This is a genomic window from Bradyrhizobium sp. Gha (assembly GCF_900113735.1).
Taxonomy (GTDB): Bacteria; Pseudomonadota; Alphaproteobacteria; order Rhizobiales; family Xanthobacteraceae; genus Bradyrhizobium.
On record NZ_FOQM01000007.1, the window covers coordinates 13,430 to 26,630 of the forward strand.

At 63.0% G+C, this 13,201-nt stretch carries 23 protein-coding genes; all 23 read right to left on the bottom strand.

Annotation, left to right across the window (positions count from 1 at the left end; genetic code table 11):
• Positions 1 to 19 precede the first annotated feature (19 nt).
• Positions 20 to 808, bottom strand: coding sequence for an SDR family NAD(P)-dependent oxidoreductase (locus BM222_RS11815; RefSeq protein WP_092228448.1), 789 nt, complete (start codon positions 806 to 808; stop codon positions 20 to 22).
• A 205-nt stretch (positions 809 to 1,013) separates the two neighbouring features.
• Positions 1,014 to 1,430, bottom strand: a complete 417-nt coding sequence (rplQ, locus tag BM222_RS11820; protein WP_035680050.1) for a 50S ribosomal protein L17 — start codon at positions 1,428 to 1,430, stop codon at positions 1,014 to 1,016.
• A gap of 121 nt (positions 1,431 to 1,551) precedes the next feature.
• Positions 1,552 to 2,583 carry a DNA-directed RNA polymerase subunit alpha gene (locus BM222_RS11825; RefSeq protein ID WP_092228449.1) on the bottom strand — a complete coding sequence of 344 codons (1,032 nt, stop codon included), beginning with the start codon at positions 2,581 to 2,583 and terminating at the stop codon, positions 1,552 to 1,554.
• Between the two features lie 111 nt (positions 2,584 to 2,694).
• Positions 2,695 to 3,084 (bottom strand): 30S ribosomal protein S11, encoded by a 390-nt coding sequence (gene rpsK / locus BM222_RS11830; protein ID WP_007603045.1) that lies wholly within the window; start codon positions 3,082 to 3,084, stop codon positions 2,695 to 2,697.
• A gap of 128 nt (positions 3,085 to 3,212) precedes the next feature.
• The gene (gene rpsM, locus BM222_RS11835) at positions 3,213 to 3,581 is read right to left on the bottom strand and encodes a 30S ribosomal protein S13 (protein ID WP_014494511.1); all 369 of its coding nucleotides are present in this window, start codon (positions 3,579 to 3,581) and stop codon (positions 3,213 to 3,215) included.
• Positions 3,582 to 3,769: 188 nt separating this feature from the next.
• Positions 3,770 to 4,660, bottom strand: coding sequence for an adenylate kinase (locus tag BM222_RS11840; RefSeq protein WP_092228450.1), 891 nt, complete (start codon positions 4,658 to 4,660; stop codon positions 3,770 to 3,772).
• Positions 4,661 to 4,935: 275 nt separating this feature from the next.
• Positions 4,936 to 6,267, bottom strand: a complete 1,332-nt coding sequence (gene secY / locus BM222_RS11845) for a preprotein translocase subunit SecY (RefSeq protein ID WP_092228451.1) — start codon at positions 6,265 to 6,267, stop codon at positions 4,936 to 4,938.
• Positions 6,268 to 6,416: 149 nt separating this feature from the next.
• Positions 6,417 to 6,902 (bottom strand): 50S ribosomal protein L15, encoded by a 486-nt coding sequence (gene rplO, locus BM222_RS11850; RefSeq protein ID WP_092228452.1) that lies wholly within the window; start codon positions 6,900 to 6,902, stop codon positions 6,417 to 6,419.
• 75 nt (positions 6,903 to 6,977) lie between these two features.
• On the bottom strand, positions 6,978 to 7,184 hold the full coding sequence (gene rpmD / locus BM222_RS11855; protein ID WP_092228453.1) for a 50S ribosomal protein L30: 207 nt from the start codon (positions 7,182 to 7,184) through the stop codon (positions 6,978 to 6,980).
• A gap of 25 nt (positions 7,185 to 7,209) precedes the next feature.
• Positions 7,210 to 7,806 (bottom strand): 30S ribosomal protein S5, encoded by a 597-nt coding sequence (gene rpsE, locus BM222_RS11860; RefSeq protein WP_092228454.1) that lies wholly within the window; start codon positions 7,804 to 7,806, stop codon positions 7,210 to 7,212.
• A gap of 44 nt (positions 7,807 to 7,850) precedes the next feature.
• Positions 7,851 to 8,213 carry a 50S ribosomal protein L18 gene (gene rplR, locus BM222_RS11865; protein WP_007603036.1) on the bottom strand — a complete coding sequence of 121 codons (363 nt, stop codon included), beginning with the start codon at positions 8,211 to 8,213 and terminating at the stop codon, positions 7,851 to 7,853.
• An 11-nt stretch (positions 8,214 to 8,224) separates the two neighbouring features.
• Positions 8,225 to 8,758: a 50S ribosomal protein L6 gene (gene rplF, locus BM222_RS11870; protein WP_092228455.1), complete on the bottom strand. Its 534-nt coding sequence runs from the start codon at positions 8,756 to 8,758 to the stop codon at positions 8,225 to 8,227.
• A gap of 16 nt (positions 8,759 to 8,774) precedes the next feature.
• Complete coding sequence (rpsH, locus tag BM222_RS11875) at positions 8,775 to 9,173, bottom strand: 30S ribosomal protein S8 (RefSeq protein ID WP_007603034.1); 399 nt, start codon at positions 9,171 to 9,173, stop codon at positions 8,775 to 8,777.
• A 14-nt stretch (positions 9,174 to 9,187) separates the two neighbouring features.
• Entirely contained in the window at positions 9,188 to 9,493 is a 306-nt protein-coding gene (rpsN, locus tag BM222_RS11880; RefSeq protein ID WP_057745473.1) for a 30S ribosomal protein S14, read from the bottom strand.
• Positions 9,494 to 9,539: 46 nt separating this feature from the next.
• Positions 9,540 to 10,097, bottom strand: coding sequence for a 50S ribosomal protein L5 (gene rplE, locus BM222_RS11885; RefSeq protein ID WP_092228456.1), 558 nt, complete (start codon positions 10,095 to 10,097; stop codon positions 9,540 to 9,542).
• On the bottom strand, positions 10,090 to 10,404 hold the full coding sequence (gene rplX, locus BM222_RS11890; RefSeq protein ID WP_092228457.1) for a 50S ribosomal protein L24: 315 nt from the start codon (positions 10,402 to 10,404) through the stop codon (positions 10,090 to 10,092). The genes rplE and rplX overlap by 8 nt, the downstream gene beginning before the upstream one ends.
• Positions 10,404 to 10,772 carry a 50S ribosomal protein L14 gene (gene rplN, locus BM222_RS11895; RefSeq protein ID WP_007603030.1) on the bottom strand — a complete coding sequence of 123 codons (369 nt, stop codon included), beginning with the start codon at positions 10,770 to 10,772 and terminating at the stop codon, positions 10,404 to 10,406. Before rplN ends, rplX begins: the two co-directional genes overlap by 1 nt.
• An 84-nt stretch (positions 10,773 to 10,856) precedes the next feature.
• The gene (gene rpsQ, locus BM222_RS11900) at positions 10,857 to 11,105 is read right to left on the bottom strand and encodes a 30S ribosomal protein S17 (protein WP_027535298.1); all 249 of its coding nucleotides are present in this window, start codon (positions 11,103 to 11,105) and stop codon (positions 10,857 to 10,859) included.
• A gap of 13 nt (positions 11,106 to 11,118) precedes the next feature.
• Positions 11,119 to 11,325, bottom strand: coding sequence for a 50S ribosomal protein L29 (gene rpmC / locus BM222_RS11905; RefSeq protein WP_026202715.1), 207 nt, complete (start codon positions 11,323 to 11,325; stop codon positions 11,119 to 11,121).
• Positions 11,326 to 11,330: 5 nt separating this feature from the next.
• A complete protein-coding gene (gene rplP / locus BM222_RS11910; protein WP_027535296.1) occupies positions 11,331 to 11,744 on the bottom strand; it encodes a 50S ribosomal protein L16 in 414 nt (137 codons plus the stop codon).
• A 30-nt stretch (positions 11,745 to 11,774) separates the two neighbouring features.
• Positions 11,775 to 12,500: a 30S ribosomal protein S3 gene (rpsC, locus tag BM222_RS11915; RefSeq protein WP_027574057.1), complete on the bottom strand. Its 726-nt coding sequence runs from the start codon at positions 12,498 to 12,500 to the stop codon at positions 11,775 to 11,777.
• 18 nt (positions 12,501 to 12,518) lie between these two features.
• On the bottom strand, positions 12,519 to 12,905 hold the full coding sequence (gene rplV, locus BM222_RS11920) for a 50S ribosomal protein L22 (RefSeq protein WP_092228458.1): 387 nt from the start codon (positions 12,903 to 12,905) through the stop codon (positions 12,519 to 12,521).
• A 10-nt stretch (positions 12,906 to 12,915) separates the two neighbouring features.
• On the bottom strand, positions 12,916 to 13,194 hold the full coding sequence (gene rpsS, locus BM222_RS11925) for a 30S ribosomal protein S19 (RefSeq protein WP_008136357.1): 279 nt from the start codon (positions 13,192 to 13,194) through the stop codon (positions 12,916 to 12,918).
• Between the last annotated feature and the right edge of the window lie 7 nt (positions 13,195 to 13,201).

Here is a 13,201-nt window from a genome sequence, read left to right on the forward strand (position 1 = left end):
ACCGCCCCTCGCACCCGGCCTAGGCGATCGTGTTGACGATGCCACCTTCGGCGCGCAGCGCCGCGCCATTGGTCGCGGACGCCTGTTTCGAGGCGACGTAGACCACCATGTTCGCGATCTCGTCGACGCTGGCGAAGCGTTGAATCAAAGAGCTCGGGCGATGCTGCTTGACGAAATTGGCAGCGGCCTCGTCGACCGATTGCCCGTTCTTCTTGGCGAGATCCTTCACGAAGGTCTCGACGCCCTCGGACATGGTCGGACCAGGCAGCACCGAGTTCACGGTGACGCCGGTACCCCGGGTGAGCTGCGCGAGGCCACGCGCGACCGCGAGCTGGGCCGTCTTGCTCATTCCGTAGTGCATCATCTCGACGGGAATGTTGAGCCCTGATTCCGAGGAGATGAAAACGATGCGGCCCCAGTTGCGCCCAAGCATGCCCTTCATATAGGCGCGCGACAGCCGCACGCCGCTCATCACGTTGACTTCGAAGAAGCGGCTCCAGTCTTCGTCCGGGATCTCGAAGAAGTCTTTCGGCTCGAAGATGCCGGCGTTGTTGATGAGGATGTCGACCTCGGGCAGATCAGCCACGAGCGCCTTGCACCCCGCCGCAGTCGAGACGTCGGCGGCGATGCCGCGCACCTTGGCGCCCGCCCCTTCCAGCTTGCGCACGGCCGCATCGACCTTGTCCTGGCCGCGTCCGTTGATGACGACGCTCGCGCCCGAGCCGGCGAGGCCCTTGGCGATGGCGTGGCCGATGCCGGCGGTCGAGCCGGTGACGAGGGCGGTCTTTCCGGAAAGGTCGATCTTCATGCATCATCTCCATCGGTGCTGACGCGGATATCGTACCCTGCACAGGCGGCTGCAATCTCCGCTCACCGATGCGTGAGATTTACCTGCGCGACCGTCGCGGATACTTTGCGTCGCCGATACCGATGTCCTCATGAGACGCCGCCGCGCCATACAAAAAAAACGGCGCCCGAGGGCGCCGCTTTCTGAAATCTCTGTAACGCTTGGCTTACGCCGCCTCGGCTTCCTTTTCCTGCACCGGACCGGAGTCCTGGCCCTTGGCATCGACGTCGCGGTCGACGAACTCGATCACGGCCATCGCGGCGTTGTCGCCGTAACGGAAGCCGGCCTTGATGATGCGGGTGTAGCCGCCCTGACGATCCTTGTAGCGGGGCGCCAGCACGTCGAACAGCTTCTTGACCTGGTCCTTGTCGCGCATCTCGGAGATCGCCTGGCGGCGCATGGACAGGCCGCCCTTCTTGCCGAGGGTGACGAGCTTCTCGACGATGGGGCGAAGCTCCTTCGCCTTGGGCAGCGTGGTGACGATCTGCTCGTGCTTGATCAGCGCGGCCGCCATGTTGGCGAACATCGCGCGGCGATGCTCGGCCGTGCGGTTGAGTTTCCGATGAACCTTGCCGTGACGCATGTGTCGTGTCCTTACTTAAAACTGCCGCGACGGTTCGTCGGACATGTTGCTCAGGTGGGCTGCCTGCGTTCGCCCAATAGAAATCGTGGCCGGATGACTCCGGCCACGACGGTAGAAAGTCTCAGTAATGATCTTCGAAGCGCTTGGCGAGCTCGTCGATGTTCTCCGGCGGCCAGCCCGGCACTTCCATGCCGAGATGCAGCCCCATCTGGGCCAGCACTTCCTTGATCTCGTTCAGCGACTTGCGGCCGAAGTTCGGGGTGCGGAGCATTTCCGCTTCCGACTTCTGCACGAGATCGCCGATATAGACGATGTTGTCGTTCTTCAAGCAGTTGGCCGAACGCACCGAGAGCTCGAGCTCGTCCACCTTCTTGAGGAAGGCCGGGTTGAAGGCGAGGTCCGGGATGATCTCCTGGGCGACTTCCTTGCGCGGCTCTTCGAAGTTGACGAACACGTTGAGCTGATCCTGCAGGATGCGCGCGGCATAGGCCACGGAATCATCCGGCGTCAGCGCGCCGTTGGTCTCGATCGTCATGGTCAGCTTGTCGTAGTCGAGGATCTGGCCCTCGCGGGTATTCTCGACCTTGTAGGAGACCTTGCGAACCGGCGAGTACAGGCTGTCGACCGGGATCAGGCCGATCGGCGCATCCTCGGGACGGTTGCGCTCGGCGGGCACGTAGCCCTTACCGGTGGAGACCGTGAACTCCATGCGGATCTCGGCGCCTTCGTCCAGCGTGCAGATCTGCAGCTCGGGATTGAGCACCACGACGTCGCCGACCGTCTGGATGTCACCGGCGGTGACGGCACCAGGGCCCTGCTTCTTCACGACCATGCGCTTGGGGCCCTCGCCCTGCATCTTGATCGCGATGTCCTTGATGTTCAGCACGATGTCGGTGACGTCCTCGCGGACGCCAGCGATCGAGGAGAACTCGTGCAGCACGCCGTCGATGTGCACCGACTGCACCGCGGCGCCCTGGAGCGAGGAGAGCAGGATGCGGCGCAGCGCGTTGCCGAGCGTCTGGCCGAAGCCACGCTCGAGCGGCTCGGCGACGATGGTCGCAAAGCGGGTCGAATCGCTACCGGGCTGAATCTGGAGCTTGTTCGGCCGAATCAGTTCTTGCCAATTTTTCTGGATCGTCACTGTTTCACCCATACAGGCCAGTCGATTTGAAAGTTCAAATACTGGCGTTGGAGAAAGGCCGCGGATCAGTCCCGCGGCTTCTTAAGAAAACCATCGCGGGCGACAAGCGCCCGCAACTTCGCATCAGACGCGCCGACGCTTGCGCGGACGGCAACCGTTGTGAGGGATCGTGGTCACGTCGCGGATGGAGGTGACGGTGAAACCCGCGGCCTGCAGTGCACGGAGCGCCGACTCACGGCCCGAACCCGGACCGGCGACTTCGACTTCCAGCGTGCGCATGCCGTGCTCCTGCGCCTTCTTCGACACGTCCTCGGCAGCAACCTGGGCGGCGTACGGGGTCGACTTGCGCGAGCCCTTGAAGCCCATCGTGCCGGCGGAAGACCAGGCAATCGTGTTGCCCTGCGCGTCGGTGATGGTGATGGTCGTATTGTTGAACGACGAGTTCACGTGCGCGACGCCGGAGGCGATGTTCTTGCGCTCACGACGACGAACGCGGGTGGCTTCCTTGCCCATAGATTACCTTTCCTGGAGATCTCAAACGCCGCCGTAATGCCAGCGGCTACACCTGTGAAAATGCGAGTGGCGAATGGCGAGCAGCGAATGAATCCATTCGCTGCTCCCTATCCGCCATTCGCGTCGAATTACTTCTTCTTGCCGGCGATGGCCTTGGCCGGGCCCTTGCGCGTACGCGCATTGGTGTGGGTGCGCTGACCGCGCACCGGCAGACCGCGACGATGGCGCAGGCCACGATAGCAGCCGAGGTCCATCAGACGCTTGATGTTGATGCCGACTTCGCGACGCAGATCGCCCTCGACGAGATAGTCGCGGTCGATGACTTCGCGGATCTGGAGCACTTCAGCGTCGCTGAGCTGATTGACGCGACGATCCTCGGGGATCTTCACCTTTTCGAGGATCTCACCAGCAATCTTCTGGCCGATGCCATGGATGTACTGGAGCGCGATCAGCACGCGCTTGTTGGTCGGAATGTTCACGCCGGCAATACGGGCCACGGCCTTCTCTCCTGTTGCCGATCCCTCGTCAGGAATCGGGCTTTAAGTGCTTGTGTTTCTCGGGCAGGTGTTCACAAACGCGAACACGACGCCCACCCCTGGTCTTCCTGGGGCCCGGCATCGTTTGAAACTATCCGACTTGGATGCGGGGCTTATTAAGGGATTCAGGGGGCTTTCGTCAACCGCCGCTAGCGCCTGGCTCGCTTTTTCGTGACCTTTTTTGCGGCCTTTTTGGCACCCTTTTTGACGGTCTTCTTGGCGGCCTTTTTGACCGTTTTCTTGGCGGTCGTCTTCCCCGCCTTTTTGGTGCCCGTCACGGCGTTTTTGGCGGATTTTGCCGATTTGGCTGTCTTTCGAGCCGCTTTCGCCGGTTTTTTGGCTGCTTTCTTAGCGGACTTGGTCTTTTTGGCCCCCCTGTTGGCGGGCGCCGCCTTGGCTGCACTGCGCGCATGCGACTTCCCCTGCGTCTTCCCATGCGTCTTGGGCTCGACCGCGCCCAGCGCCAGCAGCTGGCGATGGATGGCACGCGTGACCTCGTCGATAGCCATCATGCCGTCGATGGTCGAGAGCTTCCGGCGCTCGGAATAGTAATGAATCAGCGGTTCCGTCTGGCTGCGGTAGCTGGCCAACCGCTTGGTCAGGACCTCCGGGGTGTCGTCGAGGCGGACCTCCTCCCCTCGCTCCCGCATCTGGGCGACGCGGGTCTCGACCCGGCTCAGCAGCGCGCTCTCGTTGACGCGAAGCTCGATCACGGCGTCCAGCTTGAGGTGCTTGTGCCGGAGCAGATCATCCAGAGCCTCGGCCTGCGGCACGGTGCGCGGGAAGCCGTCGAGGATGAAGCCACGCTTGGCGTCCGGTTGGTCGATACGGTCGGAGATGATTCCCACCACGACCTCGTCGGGCACGAGCCCGCCGCTGGCCATGATTTCCTTGGCCTTTAGTCCGACCGGCGTTCCCGCCGCAACGGCCGCACGCAACATCTCACCGGTCGAGAGCTGGACGATGCCATAGCGCTGCACCAGCAGCTGCGCCTGGGTGCCCTTGCCCGATCCCGGCGGTCCCAGAAGTATAATTCTCATTGGCGTACGCCCCCCATTGGGTGAGCGATATGTCGCGCACCCGTGTTTGAAACTCCGGCAACAGTGCAAATCATAATCAGCGCCGCACCGCTACCCATATCATAGGGGAGCAAATGCCCGGACGCCAAGAAGGCCTTTGAAATCAGGGATTGCGCTGCCGTGAGAGCAGCTCTGCCGATGTCACCGAATGACCGGCTGATCGCCTTGGCGGGCCGCGCATTGCTTGCGCAGCGAATCGGCGGCGCAGATGCGCCGCCTCGAGAGGACGCCGCGCCTTAGCGGCGCCGGCCCCGCAGCTTCGACTTGCGGATCAGGCCTTCATACTGATGAGCCAGCAGATAGCCCTGCACCTGCGCCACCGTATCCATGGTGACGCTGACGACGATCAGCAGCGAGGTGCCGCCGAAATAGAACGGCACCGAGGCGTAGGAAATCAGGATCTCCGGGATCAAGCAGACGATCGCGAGATAGATCGCGCCGAGCACGGTGATGCGCGACAGCACGTAGTCGATATATTCGGCGGTGCGCTCGCCGGGACGGATGCCCGGGATGAAGCCGCCGTGCTTCTTCAGATTGTCCGCGGTCTCAGTCGGGTTGAACACGATCGCGGTGTAGAAGAAGGCGAAGAACACGATCAGCGCGAGATAGAGCACCAGGAACAGCGGACGGCCGTGGCCGAGCTGGGTAGTGATCCACTGGAACCATTCCGGCCCCTTGCCGGCATTGAAGTTCGCCACCGTCGTGGGCAGCAGCAGCAGCGAGGACGCGAAGATCGGCGGGATCACGCCCGAGGTGTTGAGCTTGAGCGGCAGATGCGAGGACTGGCCCTCGAACATCTTGTTGCCGACCTGGCGCTTCGGATACTGGATCAGGAGCCGGCGCTGGGCGCGCTCCATGAACACGATGAAGGCGATGACGGCGACTGCCATCACGATCACGACCAGGATCAGGCCGGTCGACATCGCGCCCTGACGGCCGAGCTCGAGCATGTTGGCGAGCGCCGCCGGCAGTTCGGCGACGATGCCGGAGAGAATGATCAGCGAGATGCCGTTGCCGATGCCGCGCGAGGTGATCTGCTCACCCAGCCACATCAGGAACATGGTGCCGCCGGTCAGCGTGATCGCGGTGGAGAGACGGAAGAACATGCCGGGGTCGCTGACGACGTTGCCAGCGCCTTCGAGGCCGACTGCGATGCCGTACGACTGGAACGCGGCCAGGATCACCGTGAGATAGCGGGTGTACTGATTCAGCGTCTTGCGGCCCGCCTCACCTTCCTTCTTCAGCGCCTCGAGTTGCGGCGAGACGGTCGTGAGGAGCTGGATGATGATCGATGCCGAGATGTACGGCATGATGTTCAGCGCGAAGATCGCCATGCGGTGGATGCCGCCGCCGGCGAACATGTTGAACATGCCGAGGATGCCGCCTGCCTGCGACTTGAACACCTGCTCCCAGATGTTCGGATCGATGCCGGGCAGCGGGATGTAGGTTCCCAGCCGATAAACGAGTAGCGCACCCAGGGTGAACCAGATGCGCTTCTTCAGTTCGTCGGCCTTGGCGAACGCGCCGAAATTGAGGTTGGCTGCCAGTTGTTCCGCTGCTGAGGCCATATTGGACTTTCTCCCGCCGCCTATTGCGCCGTCATACCCGCGGCCGGGCTATTTAGCGGACGCCGGACATTATCTGGGGCTTCGGCTTCGATAAGTCCATCGTCCCGCATGCGTAAAGGCCCGCGAGGCGCGGGCCAATGACGCAGTTGTTACGCCGCCTCGCCTTCTTCCTTGGCAGGGGCGAGGATCTTCACCGAACCGCCGGCCTTCTCGACCGCTTCGATCGCGGACTTCGTGGCGCCGTGGACCTCGATGTTCAGCTTGGCCTTGAGCTCACCGCGGCCGAGCAGCCGCAGGCCGGCCTTGGCGCGGCGCAGCACGCCGGCCTTCACCAGGGCCTCGACATTGACGACGCTGCCGGCGTCGAGCTTCTTGGCATCGACCGCATCCTGGAGACGGTCGAGGTTGATCTCGGCGTACTCGACGCGGAAGATGTTGTTGAAGCCGCGCTTGGGCAGACGGCGATGCAACGGCATCTGACCGCCTTCGAAGCCCTTGATGCGCACGCCCGAACGTGCGGTCTGGCCCTTGCCACCGCGGCCGGACTGCTTGCCCTTGCCCGAACCAATGCCACGGCCAACGCGCATGCGCTTCTTGCGCGAGCCGGCGTTGTCGGCGATATCGCTGAGCTTCATCGCCCTGCTCCTTGTGTCTTGCGCATGATCTGGCCCGAAAACCGGTATCCACTTTTCGGGATCATGCGCCCTGCTTTACTTCTCGCCGACGATGCGGACGAGATGGTGAACCTTCTCGATCATGCCGCGGACCGCCGGGGTATCCGGCAGTTCGCTGGTGCGGCCGATCTTGTTGAGCTTGAGTCCGATCAGCGTCGAACGCTGCGAGTGATGGCGGCGGATCGCGCTGCCGGTCTGCTCGAGCTTGATCGTCTTTGCGGACTTAGCGGCGTCCTTGGCCATCGTGGTCTACTCCGAAAAGCGTTGGTTAGTCCGCAGCCGCCTCGGCATCGCCGCCGACGCGACGACCCTGAAGGGTGGACACCTTGATGTTGCGGCGCGCCGCGACCGAACGCGGGCTATCCTGATGCTTCAGCGCGTCAAAGGTGGCGCGAACCATGTTGTACGGGTTCGACGAGCCGATCGACTTGGCCACCACGTCCTGGACGCCGAGCGTCTCGAACACGGCGCGCATCGGGCCGCCGGCGATGATGCCAGTACCGGCAGGAGCTGCACGCAGGTAGACGCGGCCCGCGCCATGACGGCCGGCAATGTCGTGATGCAGCGTACGGCCCTCGCGCAGCGAGACGCGGGTCAGGTTTCGCTTGGCGGATTCGGTGGCCTTGCGGATCGCCTCGGGAACTTCGCGCGCCTTGCCGTGACCGAAGCCGGCGCGGCCCTTCTGATCGCCGATCACGACCAGAGCGGCGAAACCGAAGCGCTTGCCGCCCTTGACGACCTTGGCGACGCGGTTGATGTGCACGAGCTTGTCGACGAACTCGCTGTCGCGCTCCTCGCGCTCCCTGCGTTCACGCCCGCCGCCGCCGCGTTGATCGCGTCCACCACGTTGTTCGCGTTCTGCCATTTTTCCAATCCTTCAGAGGCTTGCGCCTCAATCCTCAAATTCTGTTAGAAGCTCAGCCCGCTCTCGCGCGCAGCGTCGGCAAGAGCCTTGACGCGCCCGTGGTAGAGATAGCTGCCGCGATCGAACACGACTTCCTTGACACCCTTCTCGGCAGCGCGCTCGGCCAGCAGCTTGCCGACCGCCTTCGCCGCATCGATGTCGGCGCCGGTCTTGCCGCCGTCGCGCATCGACTTCTCGAGCGAGGAGGCAGAGGCCAGCGTCTCGCCCTTCAAGTCGTCGATGACCTGGGCGTAGATGTGCTTGGACGAGCGGAACACCGACAGACGCGGACGGCCACCACCGGAGCGGCGCAGCTTCAGCCGCACACTCCGCTTGCGCCGGGCATTCGTAACCTTGGCTTTGGACATGACCGGCTCCGTTACTTCTTCTTGCCTTCCTTGCGGAAGATGAATTCGCCAACATACTTCACGCCCTTGCCCTTGTAGGGCTCCGGCGGGCGATAGGAGCGGATCTCAGCGGCAACCTGGCCGACGCGCTGGATGTCGCTGCCCGCCACCGTGATCTCGGTCGGCTTCGGCACGGTGATCGTGATCCCTTCCGGGATCGTGTAGATCACGTCGTGGCTGTAACCGAGCGCGAGCTGCAGGTTCTTGCCCTGCATCGCGGCGCGGTAACCGACGCCGGTGATTTCGAGCTTCTTCTCGAAGCCCTTGGTGACGCCTTCGACCAGATTCGCGACCTGGGCGCGAGCGGTACCGTACAGCGCCCGCGCGCGGTTGGTCTCAGCCCGCGGCTTGACCTTGATCTGGCCGCTCTCGAGCTTCACCTCGACGTCGTCATGAACGACGAACTGAAGCTGGCCCTTCGGCCCCTTCATCTTGACGGTCTGCCCATCGACGGTCGCGGTCACACCGGACGGCACCGCCACAGGCCTTTTGCCAACACGTGACATGGATCAAAAATCCTTCTCAGAACACCGTGAAGAGGACTTCACCGCCCACGTTCGCTTCACGCGCACTGTGGTCGGCCATGATCCCCTTCGGCGTCGACAACACCGAAATACCGAGTCCGTTATTGACCCGCGGCAGGTTCTTCACCGAGGCGTAAACGCGACGCCCGGGCTTGGAAACACGTTCGATCTCGCGGATGACGGGCTCGCCGTCGAAATACTTCAGCTCGATCTCGATCTCGCTGCGGCCCGAAGAGTGCTCGAGGGTCGCGTAACCGCGGATGTAGCCCTCGCTCTTCAGCACTTCGAGGACGTTCTCGCGCATCTTCGAACCAGGCGTGGACACCTTGTTCTTGGAACGCATCTGCGCGTTGCGGATACGGGTGATCAGATCGCTGATTGGATCGTGCGTAGACATCTAAACGACCCTCCTTACCAGCTCGACTTGACGAGGCCCGGGACCATGCCCTTGGAGCCAAGGTCGCGCAGCGCGATACGGGACAGCTTGTTCTTGCGATAGTTCGAGCGCGGGCGACCCGACAGCTCGCAACGCAGACGGATGCGGGTGGCCGACGAATTGCGCGGCATTTCCGCGAGCTTCAGGGTGGCGGCGAACCGCTCTTCCATCGGCAGCGTCTTGTCGGCGATGATCGCCTTCAACCGCTCGCGCTTCGGGGCGGCGTTCTTCACCATCCGCTTGCGCCGGTTGTTCTTCTCGACTGAACTCTTCTTTGCCATGCTTGGCTCCTGGGTATCCGCGTTTGAGAGGCTTTAGGTCAGCGTCTCACTGCCGGAACGGGAAATTGAAAGCGGTCAACAACGCCCTCGCCTCTTCGTCGGTCTTGGCCGTGGTGCAGACGGTGATGTCCATACCGCGGGCTTCCGTGACCTTGTCGAAGTCGATCTCGGGGAAAATGATGTGTTCCTTGATGCCGAGCGAGTAGTTGCCGCGGCCGTCAAAGCTCTTCGGGTTCAAGCCGCGGAAGTCGCGGACGCGCGGCAGCGCGACCGTCACCAGGCGATCGATGAACTCGTACATGCGGGCCTTGCGCAGCGTGACCTTGCAGCCGATCGGCTGGTTCTCACGCAGCTTGAAGGTCGCGATCGCGATACGCGAATAGGTCACGATCGCCTTCTGGCCGGCAATCTGGGTCAGCTCGGCAGCGGCGGTCTCGGCCTTCTTGCGATCGTTGACGGAATCGCCAACGCCCATGTTCAGCACGACCTTGTCCAGGCGCGGAACCTGCATCACGTTCTCATAACCGAACTTCTCGGTCATGGCCGTGCGGATCTTCGCGTCGTATTCCGCGCGCAGGCGCGGGGTGTAAGCGACCTCAGCCATCGATCTCAGCTCCCGAGCGCTTGGCGATGCGGACCTTCTTGCCGTCCGCCAGAATCTTGAATCCGATGCGGGTCGGCTTTCCATCCTTGCCGACATACGCGATGTTGGACAGTTGGATCGGCGCCTCTTTCGAGATGATGCCGCCCTCCTGGGCCTGCGTCTGCTTCTGGTGACGCTTGACCATGTTGATGCCGCGCACGAGCGCGGTGCCGGCGTCCGGGCGAACCTCGAACACCTCGCCGCTGCGGCCCTTGTCACGGCCGGTCAGCACGACGACCTTGTCGCCCTTGCGGATCTTCGCAGCCATCACAGCACCTCCGGTGCGAGCGAAATGATCTTCATGTGGTTCTTGGCACGCAGCTCGCGCGGCACGGGCCCGAAGATACGGGTGCCGACCGGCTCGGACTGGTTGTTGATCAGAACGGCGGCGTTGCGGTCGAAGCGGATGACCGAACCGTCGGCGCGGCGGATGTCCTTTCGGACACGCACCACGACGGCCTTCATCACGTCGCCCTTCTTCACCTTGCCACGCGGAATGGCTTCCTTGATCGAGACGACGATGATGTCGCCGATCGTGGCGTAGCGGCGCTTGGAGCCCCCGAGCACCTTGATACACATGACACGGCGTGCGCCAGAATTGTCGGCCACGTCGAGGTTGGTCTGCATCTGAATCATTGATGCACCTCGTCCTCTTTCTCTTTGCGCCAGCCTAGCCGGCGCTCAACATTTCCCTGAAGTCGGTCGGCCAAGGCCAACAGATCAGGCGCTTTTCTTGTGCTCACCCCGGATCACGATCCAGGACTTCAACTTCGAAATCGGCTTCGATTCCTCGATCCACACCATGTCGCCCGGCTTGAACTCGTTGTTCTCGTCGTGCGCGTGGTAGTTCTTCGAACGGCGGATCGTCTTCTTGTAGATCGGATGCGTGAAGCGGCGGTCAACGCGCACCACGACGGTCTTGGCAGTCTTGTCGCTGACGACCACGCCTTGCAAAGTACGTTTCGGCATATCCGTTAGCCCCTTACTTCTTCTTGGCGCGCGTCTGCGCGGCGACGGTCTTGATCCGGGCGATGTCACGGCGAGCCTCGCGCAGGCGCGAGGTGTTCTCGAGCTGCCCGGTGGCACGCTGGAAGCGCAGGTTGAAGCGCTCCTTCTTCAGGTTCAGGACGGCGTCGTCCTGCTGGTCGGGGCTCATTGCGCGGATGTCTTCGATCTTCATCTGGGCCATGGCCATTACTCCGCAATGCGCTCGACGAAGCGCGTCTTGATCGGCAGCTTGGCGGCCGCCAGGGTCAGCGCTTCACGCGCCGTCTGGGTGTTGACGCCGTCGATCTCGAACAGCACCCGGCCCGGCTTGACGCGGGCGACCCACAGTTCCGGCGAACCCTTGCCGGAGCCCATGCGGACTTCGGCCGGCTTCTTCGACACCGGAACGTCGGGGAATACGCGGATCCAGACGCGGCCGGCGCGCTTCATGTGGCGGGTCAGCGCGCGGCGGGCGGCTTCGATCTGGCGCGCGGTGACGCGCTCCGGCTCGGTCGCCTTCAGGCCGAACTGGCCGAACGCCAACGTCGCGCCCGAAGTCGCAACGCCGTGAATGCGGCCCTTATGCGCCTTCCGGAACTTCGTTTTCTTAGGTTGCATCATGGCTTTAAGCCCTCAAATTCCTGTGCTGGATCAGGCCGCAGCCGTATCGCGGCGCTGACGGCCACCACGATCGCTGCCACCGCCCGTCTCGCCTTCGGCCATTCTCTTGTCCTGGGCCATCGGATCGTGCTCGAGGATCTCGCCCTTGAAGATCCAGACCTTGACACCGCAGGTGCCGAAGGTCGTGAACGCGGTCGCAACGCCGTAGTCGATGTCGGCGCGCAGCGTGTGCAGCGGCACGCGACCTTCGCGGTACCACTCCATGCGCGCGATTTCCGCACCGCCCAGGCGACCCGAGCAGTTGATGCGGATGCCTTCCGCGCCGAGACGCATCGCCGACTGAACGGCGCGCTTCATGGCGCGGCGGAACGCGACGCGGCGCTCGAGCTGCTGCGCGATCGATTCGGCCACCAGCGTCGCATCGAGCTCCGGCTTGCGGATTTCGACGATGTTGATGACGACGTCCGACGAGGTGATGTCCGCGACCTTCTTGCGCAGCTTGTCGATGTCGGCGCCCTTCTTGCCGATCACCACGCCCGGGCGAGCCGAGTGGATGGTGACGCGGCACTTCTTGTGCGGACGCTCGATCACGATGCGGGCGACGGCCGCCTGCTTGAGCTCCTTGTGCAGGATCTCACGGATCTTGACGTCCTCATGCAGCAGCTTGCCGTATTCCTGCTTGCCGGCGAACCAGCGCGAATCCCAGGTCCGGTTGATGCCGAGGCGCAGACCGATCGGATTGATCTTTTGACCCATCGTGTTCTCCTGCGTCCCTTAGGCCGCTGCTTCGGCTTCGACCTGACGAACGATGATCGTCAGCTGCGAAAATGGTTTGTAGACACGGCCCGAGCGACCACGGCCGCGAGCAGCAAAGCGCTTCATCACGAGACCATTGCCGACGAAGGCCTGCGACACGACGAGATCATCGACGTCGAGGTCGTGGTTGTTCTCGGCATTGGCGATAGCCGATTCCAGGCACTTCTTCACGTCGACCGCGATCCGCTTGCGCGAAAACTGCAGGTCGGCGAGCGCGGCGGAAGCCTTCCGGCCGCGAATGAGCTGGGCGACCAGGTTGAGCTTCTGCGGGCTCACCCGCAGCATCCGGGCGACCGCCTTGGCCTCGTTCTCGGCGAGGCTCCGTTCGCGCTTAGGTTTGCTCATCGTTTAATCCTCAAGCCTTCTTGGCTTTCTTGTCGCCGGAGTGGCCATGGAAGGTCCGGGTCGGCGAGAACTCGCCGAACTTGTGACCGACCATTTCCTCGTTGACGGCCACCGGCACGTGCTTCTGACCATTGTAGACGCCGAAGGTCAGGCCCACGAACTGCGGCAGGATCGTCGAGCGACGGCTCCAAATCTTGATGACGTCGTGACGGCCGGACGCGCGCGCGGCATCTGCCTTCTTGAGCAGAGAACCCTCGACGAACGGGCCTTTCCAGACTGAACGAACCATGTCCGTC

What these genes read in the sequence shown, in the direction of transcription:
- BM222_RS11815 (WP_092228448.1), bottom strand. Translation starts at nt 808, where the DNA reads ATGAAGATCGACCTTTCCGGAAAGACCGCCCTCGTCACCGGCTCGACC.
- rplQ (WP_035680050.1), bottom strand. Translation starts at nt 1,430, where the DNA reads ATGCGTCACGGCAAGGTTCATCGGAAACTCAACCGCACGGCCGAGCAT.
- BM222_RS11825 (WP_092228449.1), bottom strand. Translation starts at nt 2,583, where the DNA reads ATGGGTGAAACAGTGACGATCCAGAAAAATTGGCAAGAACTGATTCGG.
- rpsK (WP_007603045.1), bottom strand. Translation starts at nt 3,084, where the DNA reads ATGGGCAAGGAAGCCACCCGCGTTCGTCGTCGTGAGCGCAAGAACATC.
- BM222_RS11840 (WP_092228450.1), bottom strand. Translation starts at nt 4,660, where the DNA reads ATGAGAATTATACTTCTGGGACCGCCGGGATCGGGCAAGGGCACCCAG.
- secY (WP_092228451.1), bottom strand. Translation starts at nt 6,267, where the DNA reads ATGGCCTCAGCAGCGGAACAACTGGCAGCCAACCTCAATTTCGGCGCG.
- rplO (WP_092228452.1), bottom strand. Translation starts at nt 6,902, where the DNA reads ATGAAGCTCAGCGATATCGCCGACAACGCCGGCTCGCGCAAGAAGCGC.
- rpmD (WP_092228453.1), bottom strand. Translation starts at nt 7,184, where the DNA reads ATGGCCAAGGACGCCGCTAAGTCCGCAAAGACGATCAAGCTCGAGCAG.
- rpsE (WP_092228454.1), bottom strand. Translation starts at nt 7,806, where the DNA reads ATGGCAGAACGCGAACAACGTGGTGGACGCGATCAACGCGGCGGCGGC.
- rplR (WP_007603036.1), bottom strand. Translation starts at nt 8,213, where the DNA reads ATGTCCAAAGCCAAGGTTACGAATGCCCGGCGCAAGCGGAGTGTGCGG.
- rplF (WP_092228455.1), bottom strand. Translation starts at nt 8,758, where the DNA reads ATGTCACGTGTTGGCAAAAGGCCTGTGGCGGTGCCGTCCGGTGTGACC.
- rpsH (WP_007603034.1), bottom strand. Translation starts at nt 9,173, where the DNA reads ATGTCTACGCACGATCCAATCAGCGATCTGATCACCCGTATCCGCAAC.
- rpsN (WP_057745473.1), bottom strand. Translation starts at nt 9,493, where the DNA reads ATGGCAAAGAAGAGTTCAGTCGAGAAGAACAACCGGCGCAAGCGGATG.
- rplE (WP_092228456.1), bottom strand. Translation starts at nt 10,097, where the DNA reads ATGGCTGAGGTCGCTTACACCCCGCGCCTGCGCGCGGAATACGACGCG.
- rplX (WP_092228457.1), bottom strand. Translation starts at nt 10,404, where the DNA reads ATGGCTGCGAAGATCCGCAAGGGCGACAAGGTCGTCGTGCTGACCGGC.
- rplN (WP_007603030.1), bottom strand. Translation starts at nt 10,772, where the DNA reads ATGATTCAGATGCAGACCAACCTCGACGTGGCCGACAATTCTGGCGCA.
- rpsQ (WP_027535298.1), bottom strand. Translation starts at nt 11,105, where the DNA reads ATGCCGAAACGTACTTTGCAAGGCGTGGTCGTCAGCGACAAGACTGCC.
- rpmC (WP_026202715.1), bottom strand. Translation starts at nt 11,325, where the DNA reads ATGGCCCAGATGAAGATCGAAGACATCCGCGCAATGAGCCCCGACCAG.
- rplP (WP_027535296.1), bottom strand. Translation starts at nt 11,744, where the DNA reads ATGATGCAACCTAAGAAAACGAAGTTCCGGAAGGCGCATAAGGGCCGC.
- rpsC (WP_027574057.1), bottom strand. Translation starts at nt 12,500, where the DNA reads ATGGGTCAAAAGATCAATCCGATCGGTCTGCGCCTCGGCATCAACCGG.
- rplV (WP_092228458.1), bottom strand. Translation starts at nt 12,905, where the DNA reads ATGAGCAAACCTAAGCGCGAACGGAGCCTCGCCGAGAACGAGGCCAAG.
- rpsS (WP_008136357.1), bottom strand. Translation starts at nt 13,194, where the DNA reads ATGGTTCGTTCAGTCTGGAAAGGCCCGTTCGTCGAGGGTTCTCTGCTC.